Here is an 18,305-nt window from a genome sequence, read left to right on the forward strand (position 1 = left end):
GGCTATAACCCTCTCCGGACGTCGTGTCGCCGTTGGTTGATGAAAATGCCGATCTGGCGCACGACCGCCTCGACATCGTGTTGAACCCGCGCGTTGGTGAATCTCAGAACCGCGAAACCGTCCAACTGAAGCCGTACGTCCCGCTGCCGATCTTCCTCGAAACGGTCCGGCCGACAGTGTTCCGGCCCATCGATCTCAACGACGCAGCGCTCGTCCCGCCACAGCAGGTCAAGCCGTACCGGCTCGGCCAGTGCATGTGACTGGTAATTCTGGTTCCAGGCACGACCGCTCGCCCAGGGCTGCCGTGCGAGCGCCGCCTCCAGCGCCGACTCGCACCCGCTACGCGGATGTGGCCGGCCGGAAACCGTGGCATCACCGCCGACTCCAGATATGACCGGCACGGCCGCCGATGCCGCCACGGCGAGGTCCGCGGACTCTGCCACCCCCATGGGCAGGTGAACCACGGGCAGGTGGTCAACGGTTCTCAGCGGCGCACCGCACAACCACACTCCGGTCCCGGCCCGGTCCGCGAGCCACTCGGCTCCGGCCACGACCGTGCGCTCCTGCTCCACGCTCAACCCGGCCGGAAGCCCCATCAACAACACCAGTCGCCGACGCCCCAGCCCGTCCGCGACCACCTGAGCCAGCCCGCGCGCCCGGACCTCGACCGTGAAGCGGGATCGCCTCGGCATCCCGGACAGCGCCGCAGCTGCCAGGTCCGCGAGAAACAATCCGAAGTGACAACTACCGGTGGCGTGCTCCATCGCGAGCGCACGGGCGGCGGCGATCCCGGTGCCGCCCGGCGAATCGATGTGTTCCGCTCCAGGTAGCCACGCAGGAAACAGCTCGTGCGCCGCCCGCTCCAGATCCATCAGCACCCTGCCGACGAAGTCGCCGATCCGGCGTGCGGGTCGGAACTGATGACCGAAGGCGGCTGGCAGATCCGGTTCGCCACGCGCGACGAGCAGAGCGAGCCGGTCCGAGTCGACCTCGCCACGTAGTTGCACCGGCCGGTCGAGAGGGAGATCGGTGAGCATCACGACAGGTCCTCCGCGTCCGTACCGTCCGGGTTGATGCCGAAGACCCGCAGCAGGTGCAACGTCTCGCGATCTGTCTCCTCACGTACAGTCAACAAGGCGAGATAGCGGTCAATCGCACCGGGCGTACCCGCGTTCACCTCGGCCAGTAGCGCATCGACCGCGCCGAGGTCGAATAGCAGCTCGGTAAGCTCGCGGGCAGCATCGTCGTCGCCCGCGTCGACCCGGGCCCTCAGTGCGTTGGCCTGGCGGGCGGCTGCGTCGTCCTGATCACCGGACGGAATATCCGAGACGAGCTTGTTGTAGCGACGCATGGCGTCCTCGTCACCCGCCTCCGCCCGGAGCTTCAGCTCCGCCGCTCGACCGTGCATGGCGAGCAGGTCGGCGAGCTGTTCCGCGGCATATCGATGACCTCGCGCGGCACGGTCACGCAGCTCGTCCAGGTGGCCACGGTCGACGAGCAGATCGACCAGCTGTTCGGCGGCAAGAGCGTCACCGGTGTCGGCGCGTTCCCGCAGTCTCGCAGTACGGCCCGCGTCGTTGAGCAGCTCATCCAGCGCGGTGGCAGCGCTGGGCTGGACCGGGATGCGGGGCCGCAGGTCGTCAGCACGGCGTTTGAGCTCCCACAGCTCGGCGTGCCGGTCGCGGAGCGTGGGTGCCGGGCTGACCGCCATCCGCCGTGCCAGTACGTCGATGGCCTCATCGATCCGGTCCTGTCGGGTCAGCAGCCCGGCCAGATCAAGGGTGGCCAGGTCGTTGCGTTCCGGGAGTCGGCGTAACGCGGCCTCCGCATAGCGGTAACGCATGCGCGACTGGGCACTCACCGCGAGCCGGCGCAGATCATCCGGATTTGTCACGTGGCGCAGAAGCGCATTCCACAGGCTGGCCGGCGGGCAACTGGTGCGCTTCACCCGGCGGATGTGCTGAGCGAGGAAGTCGGCGATCATGTATCCGTCGAGTGCACCGGCTCGTCGCGCGAATGGCGCAAGCGCGGTCACCCCACCCTTGAGCCTCGTCGTGGCGTGCGGCAGCGCCTCCCCGAGCCAGGATTCGGGCGGCGTAGCTCGGTCGCTATGACCGAGGTAACCCTCAATAGCATCGCGAAGCAGAGCCTCCGGTAGCGGTGATCCCACGCCGAGCCGGCGTGCATCAGCTGCTGCGGTCATCACGGCCCGGGCATACGGATTCGGCGCGTGCTGCCACCACTGGACCAGGGCTGGAGCGCCCGCGAGCGTCTGCGGCAGCCCGGCATTGCCACCCGTCTCCAGGGCTTCCCGGATTCGGCTGTCCGTCGCCGCCAGCGCCCCGGCCGTCTCGCGCTCCCGTTCGGACAGGGTTGCGTGAACATCGATCACGATGGCATTGGAGAGCAACTGCCGGTCATGCATGTACTTGTCGACACCGGCTGGCCGGCGTATCGCGGTACGAGGGAGGTATTCCTCCGACCACAGTGTTCCGACGACGATCATGCCCGCCTTAAGCATGCCTTCCAGAACAGCCCGGGTCAGCGGCGGATCGGCACCGAGGAAGTTCTGCAGCTCGTCGAGCCAGAGAACGGTCTTCTCGGTGGGCACGTCGCAGGCCCGAATGACATCACGTGTGTCGGCGGGATGCAGAAGCCACCAATCCGGCACGACGGCGAGAATCGCTTCGTACAACGAACGGGTCTTTCCGGTCGAGGAGCCACCGACCATCAGTACGAAGCAACCCTCGTCCACGCCCTTCGCGATGTGCCCGCGCAGCTCGTCATCGAAGTCCCGGACAACATAGGCCGGTAACTCGCTCGCCGATTCACCGGCTCGGATCGACGCATGGATGCCGAGCGCCCGGGGGGAGGCTTCCCGGCACCGCACGGCGTTCTCCGGCCCGACACCGGGCTCGGCGTCCAGACGCCGCCAGACCTCGCGCACCCTGGCACGCACCTCGTCGCGAATCGGCCAGGCCTCCAGCAGCCGTTCCAGCAGGACCTTCCGGATCGGGCGTCGGCCGCTCAATGCATCGCTGACGGCAACACGCCGGAGCTCGCGATCACCAGGCCGCCGCCGGCTGGCCTCCACCTCTTCGAGATCGGTGAAGTTCATTCCGGTGCCCTGATGAATGAGGCTCAGCCAGACGGCGAAATCCGACCAGGTGCGGATCTCGGGAAGATCAGCATTGGCGGAGGACAGCGGGCTCAACCCCTCGGTCGCGGGCCGGGATTCCGGGACAGCCTAGAAGGCTGTGACACCGAAAGACCATATGCGGCGCAGGGTGGGGTCCGATCGGACGTGTCTGGCGCGCCGATCGGCCAATCCGTTCCGGGTGAACAGGCGCGAGAGCTGATCGTCCACATGCTGTTGGTGGGATTCTCATAAAAGCGATCAGCAGCCGAAGGTCCTGGCACCGAGGACTTCGGACCCTGATGTGCGGCAGTACCCAAGGGACATGCTGATCATGCAGCCGCGGCCGGAGCCACCGGCCGGGAGCCCGAGGGAGAGACGCGATGCACGTCAGCAGCCAGTCCACCGTTGTCGCACCGGCCCGCCTGCGCGGCGGCTTCGGTGCTTACCGGGGTACCACCAGCGGCACCCGCCGCAACCAGCTGCCCCGACCGCCGCGTCCACGCTCCGCTCCCGACACCACCATCGCGACCGGCACCGCGCCAACCATCGTGTTCGGCACCGCGCCGGCCGTCGCCACCGGCACCGCGCCGGCCACAGCCACCCCCACCGCTCCAGCCAGCGCGATCAGCCCAATCCCAGCCACCGCAGCCGGCACCGCGACGGCCGTCGCAGCCGGTAGCACAGCGGCCACCGCAACGGGCACCGCGACGGCCGTCGCGGTGGACGGCACGGTCACCACCGTCGCCGGCGGCACCATCGGCGCGACCGCCGGCCTCCCCGCGACCGGCGCCGGCGGTGTGCGCGGCGCCGACGGCACCTCGACCGAGGCCGGAGCCGAGGCCGAGGCCAGAGCCGGAGCCCGGGTCGAAATCGACCTCGACTGGTTCGTCCACCCCTTCGTCGACTGACGCCACAGACCTGTCTCGGCACCCCCAGGACCTGGGTGATCAACCAGCTCGCGTCGGCCGGCCGGGGCCGCAGCCGGCCGGCCGCCCTCCCGCGACTGGTTGATCACCCGGGCCGCCCACCCGGCCCGTACAATGTACGGTATGACGTACACACCCACGCACGACGAGGTCGGCGCCCTGCTCGACTGGTTCGCCCGGTACGACTCGCACGCGCGCGACAACGACATCGAGGCCATGGCCGACATGGCGCTCTTCCCGCTGATGGTGATGACGGACGACTCCGCCGGTGAGTGCGTGGGGCAGGTGTGGGACCGGGCGACGTTCGTCGCGGCGATGAGCATGGCCGGCGCGGGCTCGGCCACGGTCGACTTCGACAACCGCCGCAGCCCGGTGTTCCTCGACGCCGATCTGGCCGTGGTCACGACGGACTCCACGATGACGATCGACGGCGAGATCAGCCGGACCCGCTACGTCGACGTCATGGCCAAGGAGCACGGCGAGTGGCGCTTCAAGAGCATGATCCAGCCCGGCTGGGGCGACATGCTGCGCCAGCACCTGGGCGCGTAGCGGTCACGACGCGGCCGGGGCCCGCACCGCGGCATCGCGGTGCGGGCCCCGGATCCGTGACGGGACCGCCGAGCCGAAGGGCACGCCGGAAGCGGGCGGATCGGCTTCGGAACAGCTGTTACCGCTCGCCGCGCCGCGCCCGCACCGCCGCCAGCGCCTCCGCGAGGATGGCCTCGCCGTCCTCAGGGGACCGGCGTTCCTTCACATAGGCCAGATGTGTCTTGTACGGCTCCGGGCGCGCCGGACCGGGTGGGTTCTCGCGGTCGCGGCCGGCGGGCTGGCCGCAGCGCGGGCAGTCCCAGGCCTCCGGCGCCGGGGCCTCGGCCGCGAGCAGCAGCTCGGTCGTGTGGCCGTTGCCGCACCAGTAGGTGACGGGGACGCGCGGGGCCGGTTCGCTTCTCTCGGTGGGGCGCATGGGGCTGGAGCCCACGCGGGTGCCCCGGATAGCGCTGCCGTTCGGCACGATTCGCTCCTGTCCGTTGGGGGATCGGTGGAAGCGGCGGGAAGCAAACAAAAACTCTGCGCTTGGCCCCGAGGACGGGGACCAAGCGCAGAGTGTACGACTACGGGTGCCGCTCAGGCACCGTCGACGGCGAGTTTCAGCCAGAAACCGAGCCCGACGATGCAGGCGAACCACACGATTCCGACCAGAACGGTGTAGCGGTCGAGGTTCTTCTCGGCCACGGACGATCCGGCCAGGCTGGAGGTGACGCCGCCGCCGAACATGCTCGACATGCCGCCGCCCTTGCCCCGGTGAAGCAGGATGAGCATGGTCAGGATGGCACTCGTGATGATCAGCAACACGATCAACGTGTAGGCGAACCACATCGGCATGATCGGGTCGTTCCTCTCTTGGGCAGGGCCGTCGCCAAGGATAGCGGGCGGTCGAAGTCACAGTCACGCGGGGCACGCGGAAGGGGGCCCAGCCGGGCCCCCTTCGTTTCAACGAGCGTCAGCGCGCGACGTGCTCCGGGAAACGCACGATCTGCACGAACTGCTCGGCGTCGATGCTGGCGCCGCCGACCAGCGCACCGTCCACGTCCGGCTGCGCCATGATCTGGGCGACGTTGTTGCCCTTGACGGAGCCGCCGTAGAGCACGCGGACCTTGTCCGCGGTCTCCTGCCCGTACTTCTTCGCCAGGCGGGCGCGGATGTCGCCGCACACCTCCTGCGCGTCCTCCGGCGTGGCGGTCTTGCCGGTGCCGATCGCCCAGACCGGCTCGTACGCGATGACGATCTTCTCGACCTCGGCGGCGGTGAAGCCGTCGAGACCGGCCTCGAGCTGGTCGGCGCAGTGGGCGATGTGCCCACCGGCCTCGCGGACGTCCAGGCCCTCGCCGAGGCAGAAGATCGGCGTGAGCTCGTTCGCCAGCGCGGCCTTGGCCTTCGCGTTGACCAGGGCGTCCGACTCGTTGTGGTACTCGCGGCGCTCGGAGTGCCCGACCACCACGTAGGTGCAGCCGAGCTTCGCGAGCATCGCGCCCGAGATCTCGCCGGTGTAGGCACCCGACTTGTGCGCCGAGATGTCCTGCGCGCCGTAGCCGATCAGCAGCTTGTCACCGTCGACCGCGGTCTGCACCGTGCGGATGTCGGTGAACGGCGGGAGCACCACGGTCTCCACGTCGGTCAGCTGCTTCTCGGTGAGGCCCGCGGCCAGCTTCTGGACGAGAAGGTTCGCCTCGAAGTGGTTGAGGTTCATCTTCCAGTTGCCGGCCATCAGCGGCCGGCGCGACGAGGTCGCCATTACTTCTCCAAAGCCTCGATACCGGGAAGGGTCTTGCCCTCGAGGTACTCCAGCGAGGCACCGCCACCGGTGGAGATGTGGCCGAACGCGGCCTCGTCCAGGCCGAGCGTGCGCACGGCCGCGGCCGAGTCGCCGCCGCCGACCACGGTGAAGCCGTCGACCTTGGTGATCGCCTCGGCGACGCCCCGGGTGCCGGCCGCGAACGGCGCCAGCTCGAAGACGCCCATCGGGCCGTTCCAGAAGACGGTCCGGGCACCGGCGATGGCCTCGGCGAAGAGCTGGACCGACGCCGGTCCGATGTCGAGGCCCAGGCGGTCGGCGGGAATCCCGTCCGCGGGAACGACGTCGTGCGCGGCGGACGCCGAGAACTCCGAGGCCGCGACCACGTCGACCGGCAGCACGATCCGGTCGCCACCGCGCGCGAGCAGGTCGCGGCAGGTGTCCAGCATCTCCTCCTGGAGCAGCGACTTCCCGACCTCGTGGCCCTGGGCCTTGAGGAACGTGAAGCACATGCCGCCGCCGATGAGCAGCCGGTCCACCTGGGGCAGCAGCGCCTCGATCACGGCCAGCTTGTCGCTGACCTTCGAGCCGCCGAGCACCACCACGTACGGCTTCTCCGGGGAGCTGACCTTCTTCAGCACCTCGACCTCGCGGCCGACCAGGCCACCGGCGTAGTGCGGAAGCAGGGCCGGCACGTCGTAGACGCTGGCGTGCTTGCGGTGCACCGCACCGAAGCCGTCGCCCACGTAGACGTCCGCGAACGCGGCGAGCTTGGCCGCGAAGGCCTCGCGCTCCGCGGCGTCCTTGCTGGTCTCGCCCGCGTTGAAGCGCAGGTTCTCGAGCAGGAGGACGTGGCCGTCCTCCAGCGCGGCGACCGCGGTCTCGGCGCCGGGGCCGACCGTGTCCTCCGCGTAGACCACGGCGGACCCGAGCAGCTCGCGAAGCCGCTCGGCGACCGGCTCCAGGGTGAACGCCGGGTCCGGCGCACCCTTCGGGCGGCCGAGGTGGGACATGACGATGACGCGGGCGCCCGCGTCACGGAGCGCCACCAGCGTCGGGAGGACCGCGCGGATCCGGCCGTCGTCGGTGATGACGCGGGGGTCAGAGTCCTTCTCGAACGGGACGTTCAGGTCGGCGCGCACGAGCACGCGCCGACCCGAGACACCCTCGCCGAGCAGGTCGTCGAGAGTCTTCACAGAATGAGTCCCTTACAGGGAGGCGCCGACGTACTTGACCAGGTCGACGAGGCGGTTGGAGTAGCCCCACTCGTTGTCGTACCAGCCGACGACCTTGACCTGCGTGCCACCGATGACCTTGGTCAGCGGCGCGTCGAAGATGCAGGACGCCGGGTCGGTGACGATGTCCGACGAGACGATCGGGTCCTCGGAGTAGGTCAGGTAGCCCTTGAGCGCGCCCTCGGCGGCGGCCTTGACGGCGGCGTTGACCTCCTCGACCGTGGTCTCGCGCGAGGCGACGAACGTCAGGTCGGTGGCGGAGCCGGTCGGGATCGGCACGCGGACCGCGAAGCCGTCCAGCTTGCCCTTGAGCTCCGGCATGACCAGGCCGATCGCCTTGGCGGCACCGGTCGAGGTCGGGACCAGGTTCAGCGCGGCGGCGCGGGCCCGGCGGAGGTCGCTGTGCGGACCGTCCTGCAGGTTCTGGTCCTGGGTGTACGCGTGGATCGTGGTCATCAGGCCGTGCTCGATGCCGATCGCGTCGTTGATCGCCTTGGCCATCGGCGCGAGGCAGTTCGTGGTGCAGGACGCGTTCGAGATCACGGTGTGCGACGCCGGGTCGTACTTGTCGTGGTTCACGCCCATGACGACCGTGACGTCCTCGTTCTTCGCCGGAGCGGAGATGATGACCTTCTTGGCGCCGGCCTCGACGTGCGCCTTGGCCTTGGTGGCGTCCGTGAAGAAGCCGGTCGACTCGATCACGATGTCGGCGCCGACGGCGTCCCACGCGAGCTTGCTCGGGTCACGCTCGGCGGACGCGCGGAACGTGTTGCCACCGACGGTGATCTCGGTGTCGGTCGCCTTGACCTCGTGGCCCAGGCGGCCCAGGATGCTGTCGTACTTCAGCAGGTGGGCGAGCGACTTGTTGTCGGTCAGGTCGTTCACACCGACGATCTGCACGTCGGCACCGGACGCGAGCACCGCCCGGAAGAAGTTACGGCCGATCCGGCCGAAGCCGTTGATACCAACCCGGATGGTCACAGGTCCGTCTCCTCGCGATCTGGCCCGCCGTGGGTTTACTCGGCGGACTCACATGCCGACCGTTTTCCGCAGCCGGCCGCCAATTGGTCGTACCGATCAGCCCTGCCGCGGTTGCGCAAGAGACCCGAACCACGACGAGGGGTGAACCGGTTGCCGGCCCCGTCGCCGTACGCTGCGAACACTATCGGAGTTGTTGCAGCGCCGTTGCGGCGGGGCTAAGGATCCCATCGTGTCCGGTTGCACCGAGGTCTACCAGGGCACTTCGGCCCCTTCCGGCGCCTTTCGAAGATCACAAAGCAGCGAGGGTACGGTCGGCGACCGTACCCTCGCGTGCAGCCGGTCAGCAGGCGAGCATCTCCGGCGTCACGGCCGCTTCGGTGTCCGGTATCCCCAGGTCACGCGCCCGTTTGTCGGCGAGCGCGAGCAGCCGGCGGATCCGCCCGGCGATCGCGTCCTTGGTCAGCGGCGGGTCAGCCAGCGCGCCCAGTTCCTCCAGCGACGCCTGCCGGTGCTGCAACCGCAGGTGCCCGGCGGAGGTCAGGTGGTTGGGCGCGTCCTCGGAGAGAATCTCCAACGCACGGGTGACCCGGGCGGCGGCCGCGACCGCGGCCCGGGCGGACCGGCGCAGGTTCGCGTCGTCGAAGTTCGCCAGCCGGTTCGCCGTCGCCCGGACCTCGCGGCGGACCCGGCGCTCCTCCCAGGACAGCACGCTGGAGTGCGCACCGATCCGGGTGAGCAGCGCGGCGATCGCGTCACCGTCCTTGACCACCACCCGGTCCACGCCGCGCACCTCACGCTGCTTGGCGGTTATCCCGATCCGCCGGGCCGCGCCGACCAGCGCCAGCGCCGACTCCGGGCCGGGGCAGGTGATCTCCAGCGCGCAGGAACGCCCCGGCTCGGTGAGCGAGCCGTGCGCCATGAACGCGCCGCGCCAGGCCGCGACCGCGCAGCACGCGTTCCCGGAGATCACGTGATGCGGGAGTCCGCGCACCGGCCAGCCGCGCACGTCGAGCAGCCCGGTCTGGCGGGCCAGCGCCTCGCCGTCCTTGACCACCCGGACGATGAAGTGGCTGCCCTTGCGCAGGCCACCGGAGGCGAGCACGTGGGTCTCGCTGGAGTAGCCGTACACCTCGGCGATCTCCCGCCGGAGGCGCCGCGCCGCGACGCCGGTGTCGAGCTCGGCCTCCACGACCACCCGGCCGGACACGATGTGCAACCCGCCCGAGAAGCGCAGGAGCGCGGTCATCTCGGCCCGCCGGCAGCACGGCTTCGCCACTTCCACGCGGCTCAGCTCGTCCTTGACGGCCGCAGTCATCGCCATATCGTCGTCACCTCGTGCACGCAATCCTTGAGTTGTGTGAGCCGTTGTCAACCTGGCCCGGGTGGCCGGACGGCAGGACGCCGCTCGACGGCCCGGTGCGCCAGGTCGAAAAAAGCTCAATGTCTCTGCTCGCCTCGCCCATGGCTTAACGATCGACTTCCAGCACCGGCACCAGCGCGGTGCCGAGTGTGACCGGATCATGCCGCGGGCTGCCGTCCGGCACCGCGACGGGAGCCAGCACCAGCCGGGCACCCAGCGATTCTGCCGCACCCGCGACCGGTTCGGGGTCACCGACCGCCGCGGGATCCGCGAGGACCACGTCCGCGGTCAGTCCCGGCAGGTACCAGGCGAGCGCGGCCAGGTGGTCGGCGACGGAGAGCCCGAGCGTCTCCTTCTCCGCCGCGAGGTTGAGCAGCACCAGCCGCCGGGCCGGGCTGGCCAGGATCGCCGCGGCCAGCTCCGGCACCAGCAGGTGCGGGATGACGCTGGTGTACCAGCTGCCCGGCCCGAAGATCAGCCAGTCCGCCTCGGCCACGGCCGCGAGCGCCTCCGGGCAGGCCGGCGGGTCCTTGGGCAACAGCCGGACCTGCTGCACGGTGCCGCGGGTGACCGCGACCTCGTGCTGGCCGTGCACGGTGCTGATCTCGTCCGGCCGGTCCGGGTCGACGCCGCGCACGTCCGCCTCCAGCTGCACGCCGTGCGTGGACATCGGCAGCACCCGGCCCTGCGCGCGGACCAGTCCGGCCGCGTGGTCGAGCGCCGCGACCGGGTCGCCGAACAGTTCCATCAGGCCGCAGAGCAGCAGGTTGCCGACCGCGTGGCCGGTGAGCGGGTCCTCGTCGCCGAAGCCGGCCGCGGTGAACCGGTGCTGGAGCAGCGCGGCGGTGCGGGCCGACGTCTCGTCCTCCGCGGCGAGCGCGGCGAGCGCCTGGCGCAGATCGCCGGGCGGGAGGATGCCGCGCTCCGCACGCAGCCGCCCGCTGGACCCGCCGTTGTCACCCACGGTGACGACCGCGGTCAGCTCGAGGTGCAGCTCCGGCCGGATCCGCCGGAGCGCCCGCAGCGACGCCCCGAGACCGTGACCGCCGCCGAACGCGACGACCTTGACGGCCGGCGAGCCGCTGTCGGCCCGCCCGGCCGGTGGCAGAACGCTCACTCGCGCCCCAGGTCGCGGTGGTGGGCGGTGGCGGCGAGGCGCGCCTCGCGGAGCCGGGTGGCGAGCTCCTCGGTGATGGCGACGCTGCGGTGCTTGCCGCCGGTGCAGCCGATCGCCACGGTCAGGTAGCGCTTGCCCTCGCGCTCGAAGCCGGACGCGGTCGCCGCGATCAGCGACGCGTACGACCCGACGAAGTCCAGCGCGCCGTCCTGGCCGAGCACGTACGAACTGACCGACTCGTCCCGTCCGGTGAACTCGCGCAGCTCCGGCACCCAGTACGGGTTCGGCAGGAACCGGGCGTCGAGCACGAAGTCCGCGTCCGGCGGCAGCCCGTACTTGAAGCCGAAGGACAGCACGGTCACCCGCAGCCGGCGCGCGTCCTCGCCGCCGAACAGCTCCTCGACCCGGCGGCGCAGCTGGTTGACGTTGAGGTGGCTGGTGTCGATGATGACGTCGGCCTGGTCGCGGGCCTCCTCGAGCAGCTTCCGCTCGGCCGCGATGCCCTCCTCCAGCCGGCCCTCGCCCTGCAACGGGTGCGAGCGGCGGACGCTCTCGAAGCGCCGGATCAGCACCTCGTCGTCCGCGTCCACGAACACCACGCGCGGGTGGAAGCCCTTGTCGCGCAGCGCCTGGATCGCGCCGGCCAGGTCGGTGGAGAACGCCCGGCTGCGCACGTCCAGCACCATCGCGGTCTGCCGGGTCGCGCCGCCGCCGGCGGCGAACGCCAGCTCGGCCATCTCGACCATGAGCGCCTGCGGCAGGTTGTCGACGACGTAGAAGCCGACGTTCTCCAGCGCCCGGGCCACCGTGCTGCGGCCGCCGCCGGAGACGCCGGTGACCACGACGAGACTGATCTCCTCGCGGGACGACGAGTCGCCCTCCGGTCGGTGCTCGCCGTGCCGGTCGAGCCGGTCGGTCAATGAGCCGCCGTCCGCCTGGCCGGTGCGGCCGGGCGGCGTGGCGGCAGTGGACGGCCCGGGTGCGCCAGGTGGAAAAACGCTCACTGTCTCTTCCGGTCGCTCGTCGTCGCGCCGCTCGGTCACGACGGCCCCCTCAAGGTCGAAAGTCTGTCGGGCGCCAATCCTAGAGTTCGCGCGCCGCCGGGTGTACGCCCGCTTCGGCCTCAACATCCCCGGTGGATGCGCTGTTCCCCGGCATATCGGTCGTCTCCGGGCCCGCGGGCGCGGCCGGCTTTTCACCCGTCAGGGCGGCGATGATGGCCTCGGCCGTGCGCGGCCCGATGCCCGGGACCTCGGCGATCTCGGCCGGTGAGGCGGCCGCGAGCTTCTTCACGGAGCCGAACTGGCGCAGCAGCGCCTTGCGGCGCACCTCGCCCAGGCCGGGCACGTCGTCCAGCGCGGAGACCGTCATCCGCTTGGAACGGCGCTGCCGGTGGAACGTGATGGCGAACCGGTGTGCCTCGTCGCGGACGCGCTGCAGCAGGTAGAGCGCCTCGGAGTTGCGCGGCAGGATGACCGGGAACTCGTCGTCCGGCAGCCACACCTCCTCCAGCCGCTTGGCCAGGCCGCACAGTGCCACGTCGGTGACGCCCATCTCGGCCATCACCGCGGCCACGGCCGCGACCTGCGGCGCACCGCCGTCGACCACGATCAGGTTCGGCGGGTACGCGAAGCGCCGCGGCCGGCCGGTCGTCGGGTCGATGCCGGGCAGCTCGGCCGGGACCGGCTCGCCGCGCGCGGTCAGCTCCTCCGCGGGCGCCAGCTCGCCGGCCGCGGTGACCTCGTCGTTGGCCACCGGCTGATCGCCTGCGGCGTCGTCCGGGCCACCGGCGGCGAGACCCTGACCACCCGGGGCCGAGCCCGGACCGCCCCGGGCCACACCCTGGCCGGCCGCGGCCGGGTCCCGGTCACCCGCGCCGGACCAGCCGTCCGCTGTCCGTACCGCGTCGGCCTGGGCTTCGGCCTGGGTGTTCTCCGACTTGAGCCGGGCGAACCGGCGGCGCATCACCTCGGACATCGCGGAGAGGTCGTCCATGCCGCCGCCGTGCCGGTCGCCGCGCACGATGAACCGCCGGTACTCCCCCTTTCGGGGCAGCCCGTCCTCGAACACCACCATGCTGGCGACCACGTCGGTGCCCTGGATCTGGGACACGTCGAAGCACTCGATGCGCAGCGGCGCGGTGTCCGTGCCGAGCGCGTCCGCGATCTCCTCCAGCGCCTTGCTGCGCGTGGTCAGGTCGCCGGAGCGCTTCAGCTTGTGCCGGGTCAGCGACTCGGCCGCGTTTCGCGCCACCGTCTCCATCAGCGTCTTCTTGTCGCCGCGCTGCGGGACGCGGATCTGCACCCGGCTGCCCCGGTGGTCGGAGAGCCAGTCGGCCAGCGCGTCCGCGTCGTCCGGCAGCGCGGGGACGAGCAGCTCGCGAGGCACGTCCGCCTCGCCCTGCTCGGCGCCGTAGACCTGGGTGCAGAAGTGGTGCACGAGGTCGCCGAGGGACAGCTCCTCGTTCTTCTCCACCACCCAGCCGCGCTGACCGCGGATCCGGCCGTCGCGCACGTGGAAGACCTGGACCGCGGCCTCGAGCGGGTCGTCGGCGAACGCCACCACGTCCGCGTCGGTGCCGTCGCCGAGCACCACGGCCTGCTTCTCCAGCGCGCGGCGCAGCGCCGCGATGTCGTCCCGCAGGCGGGCGGCGAGCTCGAAGTTGAGCTCGTCGGACGCGGCCATCATCTCGCGCTCCAGCTTCTTGACCATGGTGTCGGTCTTGCCGGCCATGAAGTCGCAGAAGTCGAGCACGATGTCCCGGTGCTGGTCCATGGTGACCTGGCCGGTGCACGGCGCGGAGCACTTGCCGATGTAGCCGAGCAGGCAGGGGCGGCCGACCTGGGCCGCGCGCTTGAACACGCCGGCCGAGCAGGTGCGCGCCGGGAAGACGCGGAGCAGCAGGTCGAGCGTCTCGCGGATGGCCCAGGCGTGCGAGTACGGCCCGAAGTAGCGCACGCCCTTGCGCTTGGCGCCGCGCATCACCTGCAGGCGCGGATAGTCCTCGTCCAGCGTGACCGCGAGGAACGGGTAGGACTTGTCGTCCCGGTACTTCACGTTGAAGCGCGGGTCGAACTGCTTGATCCAGGTGAACTCCAGCTGGAGCGCCTCGACCTCGCTGCCGACGGTCACCCAGTCCACCGAGCCGGCCGTGGTGACCATCTGCTGGGTGCGGGGGTGCAGCGTGAACGTGTCGGCGAAGTACGAATTGAGCCGGCTGCGCAGGCTCTTCGCCTTGCCGACGTAGATCACCCGGCCGGTCGGGTCACGGAACCGGTAGACACCGGGGGACTCGGGGATGGTCCCGGGCGCGGGGCGATAGGTCGACGGATCGGGCACTCACCCAGCCTAATCCGGGGGTGTGACAACCCTCCTCCGGCGGCCGGGCGTGCGGGCGCCCGGCCACCGGTGGGCGGGACTCAGGCGAGCGTGATCGACTCGCCGTCGACGGTGATCTGCTTCTCGTCCAGCGGCTGGCGTGCCGGGCCGGAGGTGGGCGAGCCGTCCTCGATGGAGAACAGGCTGTTGTGGCACTTGCAGACGATCGAGCCACCGTCCACGCTGCTCACCGGGCAGCCCTGGTGCGTGCAGACGTTGCTGAAGCACTTGAACGTGCCCGCGGCCGGCTGCGTGATGACGACCTGCTGCTCCGCGAGGATCACGCCGCTGCCGACCGGGACGTCCGTCGTCTTGGCGATCGCGTTCGCCGCGGTGTCGCCGCCACCGGCCGACGGTGCGGCGCTCTGGGCACCGGTCGTCGAGGGAGCACCCGTGGTCGGGTCGGACCCCGGCCCCGAGCTCGTGCTCGGCGAGTCGGACTCGGTGCCGCACGCCGCGAGCGCGGCGACCGCACCCACGGATCCGGCGCCGACCAGCAGCATCCGGCGCGACGCGGTCCCGGCCTCGAGCACCTGCTCGTTCTTCATGCTGTAACCCCTCCTGTTAGCCCGCGGTGCGCCGGCCGCTGTGCCGCCGTGCGCGTCCACGTCCATAGACACGGGTGGCGGGCCCGGCCGGTTCGACGAGAACCGGCCGGACCACCCCACGTCCGTTACTCACGGTAGAGAACACACCTGTGCGTAACAGAAGAACCCGGGCACGGTTTGCTGACAGAGGGTCGACCGCTATCGGCTCGCCGTGACCTTGGCTCGACTGGAACGAGCCTTCGTGGCGGCGACCGGTTTCACCGAGTTGACCTTTTCTCCGTTCGCCTTCGCCGCGCGGGCGACCGCGTCCTTCGCGCCGGCCGGCTCGCCCTCCAGGCCGAGCATCGGGCGCAGGAAGCGGCCGGTGTGGCTGCCCGGCACCTCGGCCAGCTCCTCCGGCGTGCCCATGGCGAGCACGGTGCCGCCGCGGTGGCCACCCTCCGGCCCCATGTCGATCAGCCAGTCGGACGACTTGATCACGTCGAGGTTGTGCTCGATCACGATCACCGTGTTGCCCTTGTCGACCAGGCCCTGGAGGACCAGCAGCAGCTTGCGGATGTCCTCGAAGTGCAGGCCGGTGGTCGGCTCGTCCAGCACGTACACACTGCGGCCGTTGGAGCGTTTCTGCAGCTCGGAGGCGAGCTTGACGCGCTGCGCCTCACCACCGGAGAGCGTCGGCGCGGGCTGGCCCAGCCGGACGTAGCCGAGGCCCACCTCGACCAGCGTCTTCATGTGCCGGTGGATGGAGGTGATCGGCTCGAAGAAGGTCGCGGCCTCCTCGATCGGCATCTCCAGCACCTCGGAGATCGTCTTGCCCTTGTAGTGCACCTCGAGCGTCTCCCGGTTGTACCGCGCGCCCTTGCACACCTCGCAGGGGACGTAGACGTCCGGCAGGAAGTTCATCTCGATCTTGATGGTGCCGTCGCCCGCGCAGTTCTCGCAGCGGCCGCCCTTGACGTTGAACGAGAACCGGCCCGGGCCGTAGCCGCGCACCTTCGCCTCGGTGGTCTCCGCGAACAGCTTGCGGATGTTGTCGAAGACGCCGGTGTACGTCGCCGGGTTCGACCGCGGGGTGCGGCCGATCGGCGACTGGTCCACGCCGACCACCTTGTCGATCTGGTCGAGCCCGGTCACCCGGGAGTGCCGGCCGGGCACCATCTTCGCGCCGTTGATCTGGTTGGCCAGCACCTTGTAGAGGATGTCGTTGACCAGGCTGGACTTGCCGGAGCCGCTGACCCCGGTGACGGAGATCAGCTGCCCGAGCGGGAACGGCACGGTCACGCCGCGCAGGTTGTTCTCCCGGGCGCCCTGGACGACCAGCTCCCGGTCCGGCGTGCGCGGGCGGCGCACCATCGGCGTCGGGATGCTCTTCCGGCCGGAGAGGTATGCCCCGGTCGCGGACTCCTTGTTCTTCAGCAGCCCGGCGTACGGCCCGGAGTGCACCACCCGGCCGCCGTGCTCGCCGGCACCCGGGCCGATGTCGACCACCCAGTCGGCCTGCCGGATCGTGTCCTCGTCGTGCTCGACCACGATCAGCGTGTTGCCCAGGTTCTTCAGCCGGAGCAGCGTCTCGATCAGCCGGTGGTTGTCCCGCTGGTGCAGGCCGATGGACGGCTCGTCCAGCACGTAGAGCACGCCGACCAGGCCGGAGCCGATCTGCGTGGCCAGCCGGATGCGCTGCGCCTCGCCGCCGGAGAGCGTGCCGGCCGGCCGGTCCAGCGACAGGTAGTCCAGGCCCACGTCGACCAGGAACCGCAGCCGGGCGTTGATCTCCTTGAGCACCCGCTCGGCGATCATCTTCTGCCGGTCGTTGAGCTCCATCTCGCCGAGGAAGTCCGCGCACTCGCCGATCGAGAGGTTGCAGACCTCCGCGATCGACTTGTCGTTCAGCGTGACGGCCAGCACCTCGGGCTTGAGGCGGGCGCCCTTGCACGTGCCGCACGGCACGTCGCGCATGTAGCCCTCGTACTTCTCCCGGGACCAGTCCGACTCGGTGTCCGCGTGGCGCCGCTCGATCCACTGCATGACGCCCTCGAAGCCGGTGTAGTACGACCGGTCGCGGCCGTACCGGTTCCGGTACTTGACGTGCACCTGGTCCTCGGAGCCGAACAGAATCGTCTTCTGCGCGCGGGAGGACAGCTTGCGCCACGGCGTGTCCAGCGTGAAGTGCTCCTGCTCGCCGAGCGCCTCCAGCAGCCGCAGGAAGTACTCCTGGGTCTGGCCGCCGGACCACGGCTGCACCGCACCGTCGCGCAGCGTGCGCTCGGTGTCCGGGATGACCAGCTCGGGGTCGATCTCCTTCTTGGTGCCGAGGCCGGTGCACTCCGGGCAGGCACCGTACGGCGCGTTGAACGAGAAGACCCGGGGCTCCAGGTCCTCGATCGCCAGCGGGTGCTCGTTGGGGCAGGCCAGGTGCTCGGAGAAGAGCCGCTCGCGGTCCGGGTCGTCCTCCGGCTGGTCGACGAACTCGAAGATGACCAGGCCGCCGGAGAGCCCGAGCGCGGCCTCGACCGAGTCGGTGAGCCGCTGCTTGCCGCTCGCCTTCACGCTGAGGCGGTCGATGACCACCTCGATCGTGTGCTTCTCCTGCTTCTTCAGCTTCGGCGGGTCGGTCAGCGGGTGGACCACGCCGTCGACCCGGGCGCGCGCGTAGCCCTTCGTCTGCAGCTCGGCGAAGAGGTCGACGTACTCACCCTTGCGGCCGCGGACCACCGGGGAGAGCACCATGAACCGGGTGCCCTCCTTCATCGCGAGGATCCGGTCGACGATCTGCTGCGGGGACTGCTTGGAGATCAGCTCGCCGCAGACCGGGCAGTGCGGCACACCCGCGCGGGCGAAGAGCAGGCGCAGGTAGTCGTACACCTCGGTGATGGTGCCGACGGTCGAGCGCGGGTTCCGCGACGTCGACTTCTGGTCGATCGACACCGCGGGCGAGAGGCCCTCGATGAAGTCGACGTCCGGCTTGTCCATCTGGCCGAGGAACTGCCGCGCGTACGAGGAGAGCGACTCCACGTACCGCCGCTGGCCCTCGGCGAAGATCGTGTCGAACGCGAGGCTGGACTTGCCCGACCCGGAGAGGCCGGTGAAGACGATCATCGCGTCGCGTGGCAGATCAAGGGAGACGTCGCGGAGGTTGTGCTCACGCGCGCCACGAATGATCAGTCGGTCGGTCACTGCCCGCCCACTTCCCAGCTCAAAGAATGCCATACCTGTTGTGGTCTGTGTCACATCGGGCCCTGGATGAGCCCGGGATGTTCCAACGCCCCTTACCCCGGTTGAACTCCCGCTTCCCCGATCGGGGTACTAACAGCAGGTCAGACCGCAGACA

Annotated in this window: 15 protein-coding genes; 2 read left to right on the forward strand and 13 right to left on the reverse strand. The window is 70.3% G+C overall.

Annotation, left to right across the window (positions count from 1 at the left end; genetic code table 11):
* Positions 1 to 2: 2 nt before the first annotated feature.
* Both J2S44_RS08240 and J2S44_RS08245 read right to left on the reverse strand, forming a co-directional pair.
* Positions 3 to 1,037 carry an endonuclease domain-containing protein gene (locus J2S44_RS08240; protein WP_310429519.1) on the reverse strand — a complete coding sequence of 345 codons (1,035 nt, stop codon included), beginning with the start codon at positions 1,035 to 1,037 and terminating at the stop codon, positions 3 to 5.
* Positions 1,037 to 3,214 carry a hypothetical protein gene (locus tag J2S44_RS08245; RefSeq protein ID WP_310410406.1) on the reverse strand — a complete coding sequence of 726 codons (2,178 nt, stop codon included), beginning with the start codon at positions 3,212 to 3,214 and terminating at the stop codon, positions 1,037 to 1,039. The genes J2S44_RS08240 and J2S44_RS08245 overlap by 1 nt, the downstream gene beginning before the upstream one ends.
* A 305-nt stretch (positions 3,215 to 3,519) precedes the next feature.
* Here J2S44_RS08245 and J2S44_RS08250 point away from each other — a divergent pair, with 305 nt between their 5' ends.
* Together J2S44_RS08250 and J2S44_RS08255 are read left to right on the forward strand one after the other, a co-directional pair.
* Positions 3,520 to 4,047, forward strand: a complete 528-nt coding sequence (locus tag J2S44_RS08250; RefSeq protein WP_310410408.1) for a hypothetical protein — start codon at positions 3,520 to 3,522, stop codon at positions 4,045 to 4,047.
* Positions 4,048 to 4,188: 141 nt separating this feature from the next.
* Entirely contained in the window at positions 4,189 to 4,614 is a 426-nt protein-coding gene (locus tag J2S44_RS08255) for a nuclear transport factor 2 family protein (protein WP_310410410.1), read from the forward strand.
* A 118-nt stretch (positions 4,615 to 4,732) separates the two neighbouring features.
* Here the strand turns inward: J2S44_RS08255 and J2S44_RS08260 are convergent, their stop codons facing one another.
* The 11 genes from J2S44_RS08260 to uvrA all read right to left on the reverse strand — a co-directional run bounded on the left by J2S44_RS08260 (position 4,733) and on the right by uvrA (position 18,151).
* Positions 4,733 to 5,077, reverse strand: coding sequence for an RNA polymerase-binding protein RbpA (locus J2S44_RS08260; protein WP_310410411.1), 345 nt, complete (start codon positions 5,075 to 5,077; stop codon positions 4,733 to 4,735).
* 113 nt (positions 5,078 to 5,190) lie between these two features.
* Positions 5,191 to 5,448: a preprotein translocase subunit SecG gene (secG, locus tag J2S44_RS08265; RefSeq protein ID WP_306839178.1), complete on the reverse strand. Its 258-nt coding sequence runs from the start codon at positions 5,446 to 5,448 to the stop codon at positions 5,191 to 5,193.
* A 118-nt stretch (positions 5,449 to 5,566) separates the two neighbouring features.
* The gene (gene tpiA / locus J2S44_RS08270; protein ID WP_310410413.1) at positions 5,567 to 6,358 is read right to left on the reverse strand and encodes a triose-phosphate isomerase; all 792 of its coding nucleotides are present in this window, start codon (positions 6,356 to 6,358) and stop codon (positions 5,567 to 5,569) included.
* Positions 6,358 to 7,554, reverse strand: coding sequence for a phosphoglycerate kinase (locus J2S44_RS08275; RefSeq protein ID WP_310410415.1), 1,197 nt, complete (start codon positions 7,552 to 7,554; stop codon positions 6,358 to 6,360). Before J2S44_RS08275 ends, tpiA begins: the two co-directional genes overlap by 1 nt.
* A 12-nt stretch (positions 7,555 to 7,566) precedes the next feature.
* Complete coding sequence (gene gap / locus J2S44_RS08280; protein ID WP_310410417.1) at positions 7,567 to 8,574, reverse strand: type I glyceraldehyde-3-phosphate dehydrogenase; 1,008 nt, start codon at positions 8,572 to 8,574, stop codon at positions 7,567 to 7,569.
* A 340-nt stretch (positions 8,575 to 8,914) separates the two neighbouring features.
* The gene (whiA, locus tag J2S44_RS08285; RefSeq protein ID WP_306827023.1) at positions 8,915 to 9,895 is read right to left on the reverse strand and encodes a DNA-binding protein WhiA; all 981 of its coding nucleotides are present in this window, start codon (positions 9,893 to 9,895) and stop codon (positions 8,915 to 8,917) included.
* Positions 9,896 to 10,040: 145 nt separating this feature from the next.
* A complete protein-coding gene (locus J2S44_RS08290) occupies positions 10,041 to 11,051 on the reverse strand; it encodes a gluconeogenesis factor YvcK family protein (RefSeq protein WP_310410419.1) in 1,011 nt (336 codons plus the stop codon).
* A complete protein-coding gene (rapZ, locus tag J2S44_RS08295; RefSeq protein ID WP_310429521.1) occupies positions 11,048 to 11,905 on the reverse strand; it encodes an RNase adapter RapZ in 858 nt (285 codons plus the stop codon). Before rapZ ends, J2S44_RS08290 begins: the two co-directional genes overlap by 4 nt.
* A 229-nt stretch (positions 11,906 to 12,134) precedes the next feature.
* Positions 12,135 to 14,390 carry an excinuclease ABC subunit UvrC gene (gene uvrC, locus J2S44_RS08300; RefSeq protein WP_310410421.1) on the reverse strand — a complete coding sequence of 752 codons (2,256 nt, stop codon included), beginning with the start codon at positions 14,388 to 14,390 and terminating at the stop codon, positions 12,135 to 12,137.
* Positions 14,391 to 14,470: 80 nt separating this feature from the next.
* Complete coding sequence (locus J2S44_RS08305; protein ID WP_310410423.1) at positions 14,471 to 14,977, reverse strand: Rieske (2Fe-2S) protein; 507 nt, start codon at positions 14,975 to 14,977, stop codon at positions 14,471 to 14,473.
* A gap of 198 nt (positions 14,978 to 15,175) precedes the next feature.
* Positions 15,176 to 18,151: an excinuclease ABC subunit UvrA gene (uvrA, locus tag J2S44_RS08310; protein WP_310410425.1), complete on the reverse strand. Its 2,976-nt coding sequence runs from the start codon at positions 18,149 to 18,151 to the stop codon at positions 15,176 to 15,178.
* Positions 18,152 to 18,305: the final 154 nt, after the last annotated feature.

It is taken from the genome of Catenuloplanes niger (genome assembly GCF_031458255.1).
Lineage (GTDB): Bacteria > Actinomycetota > Actinomycetes > Mycobacteriales > Micromonosporaceae > Catenuloplanes > Catenuloplanes niger.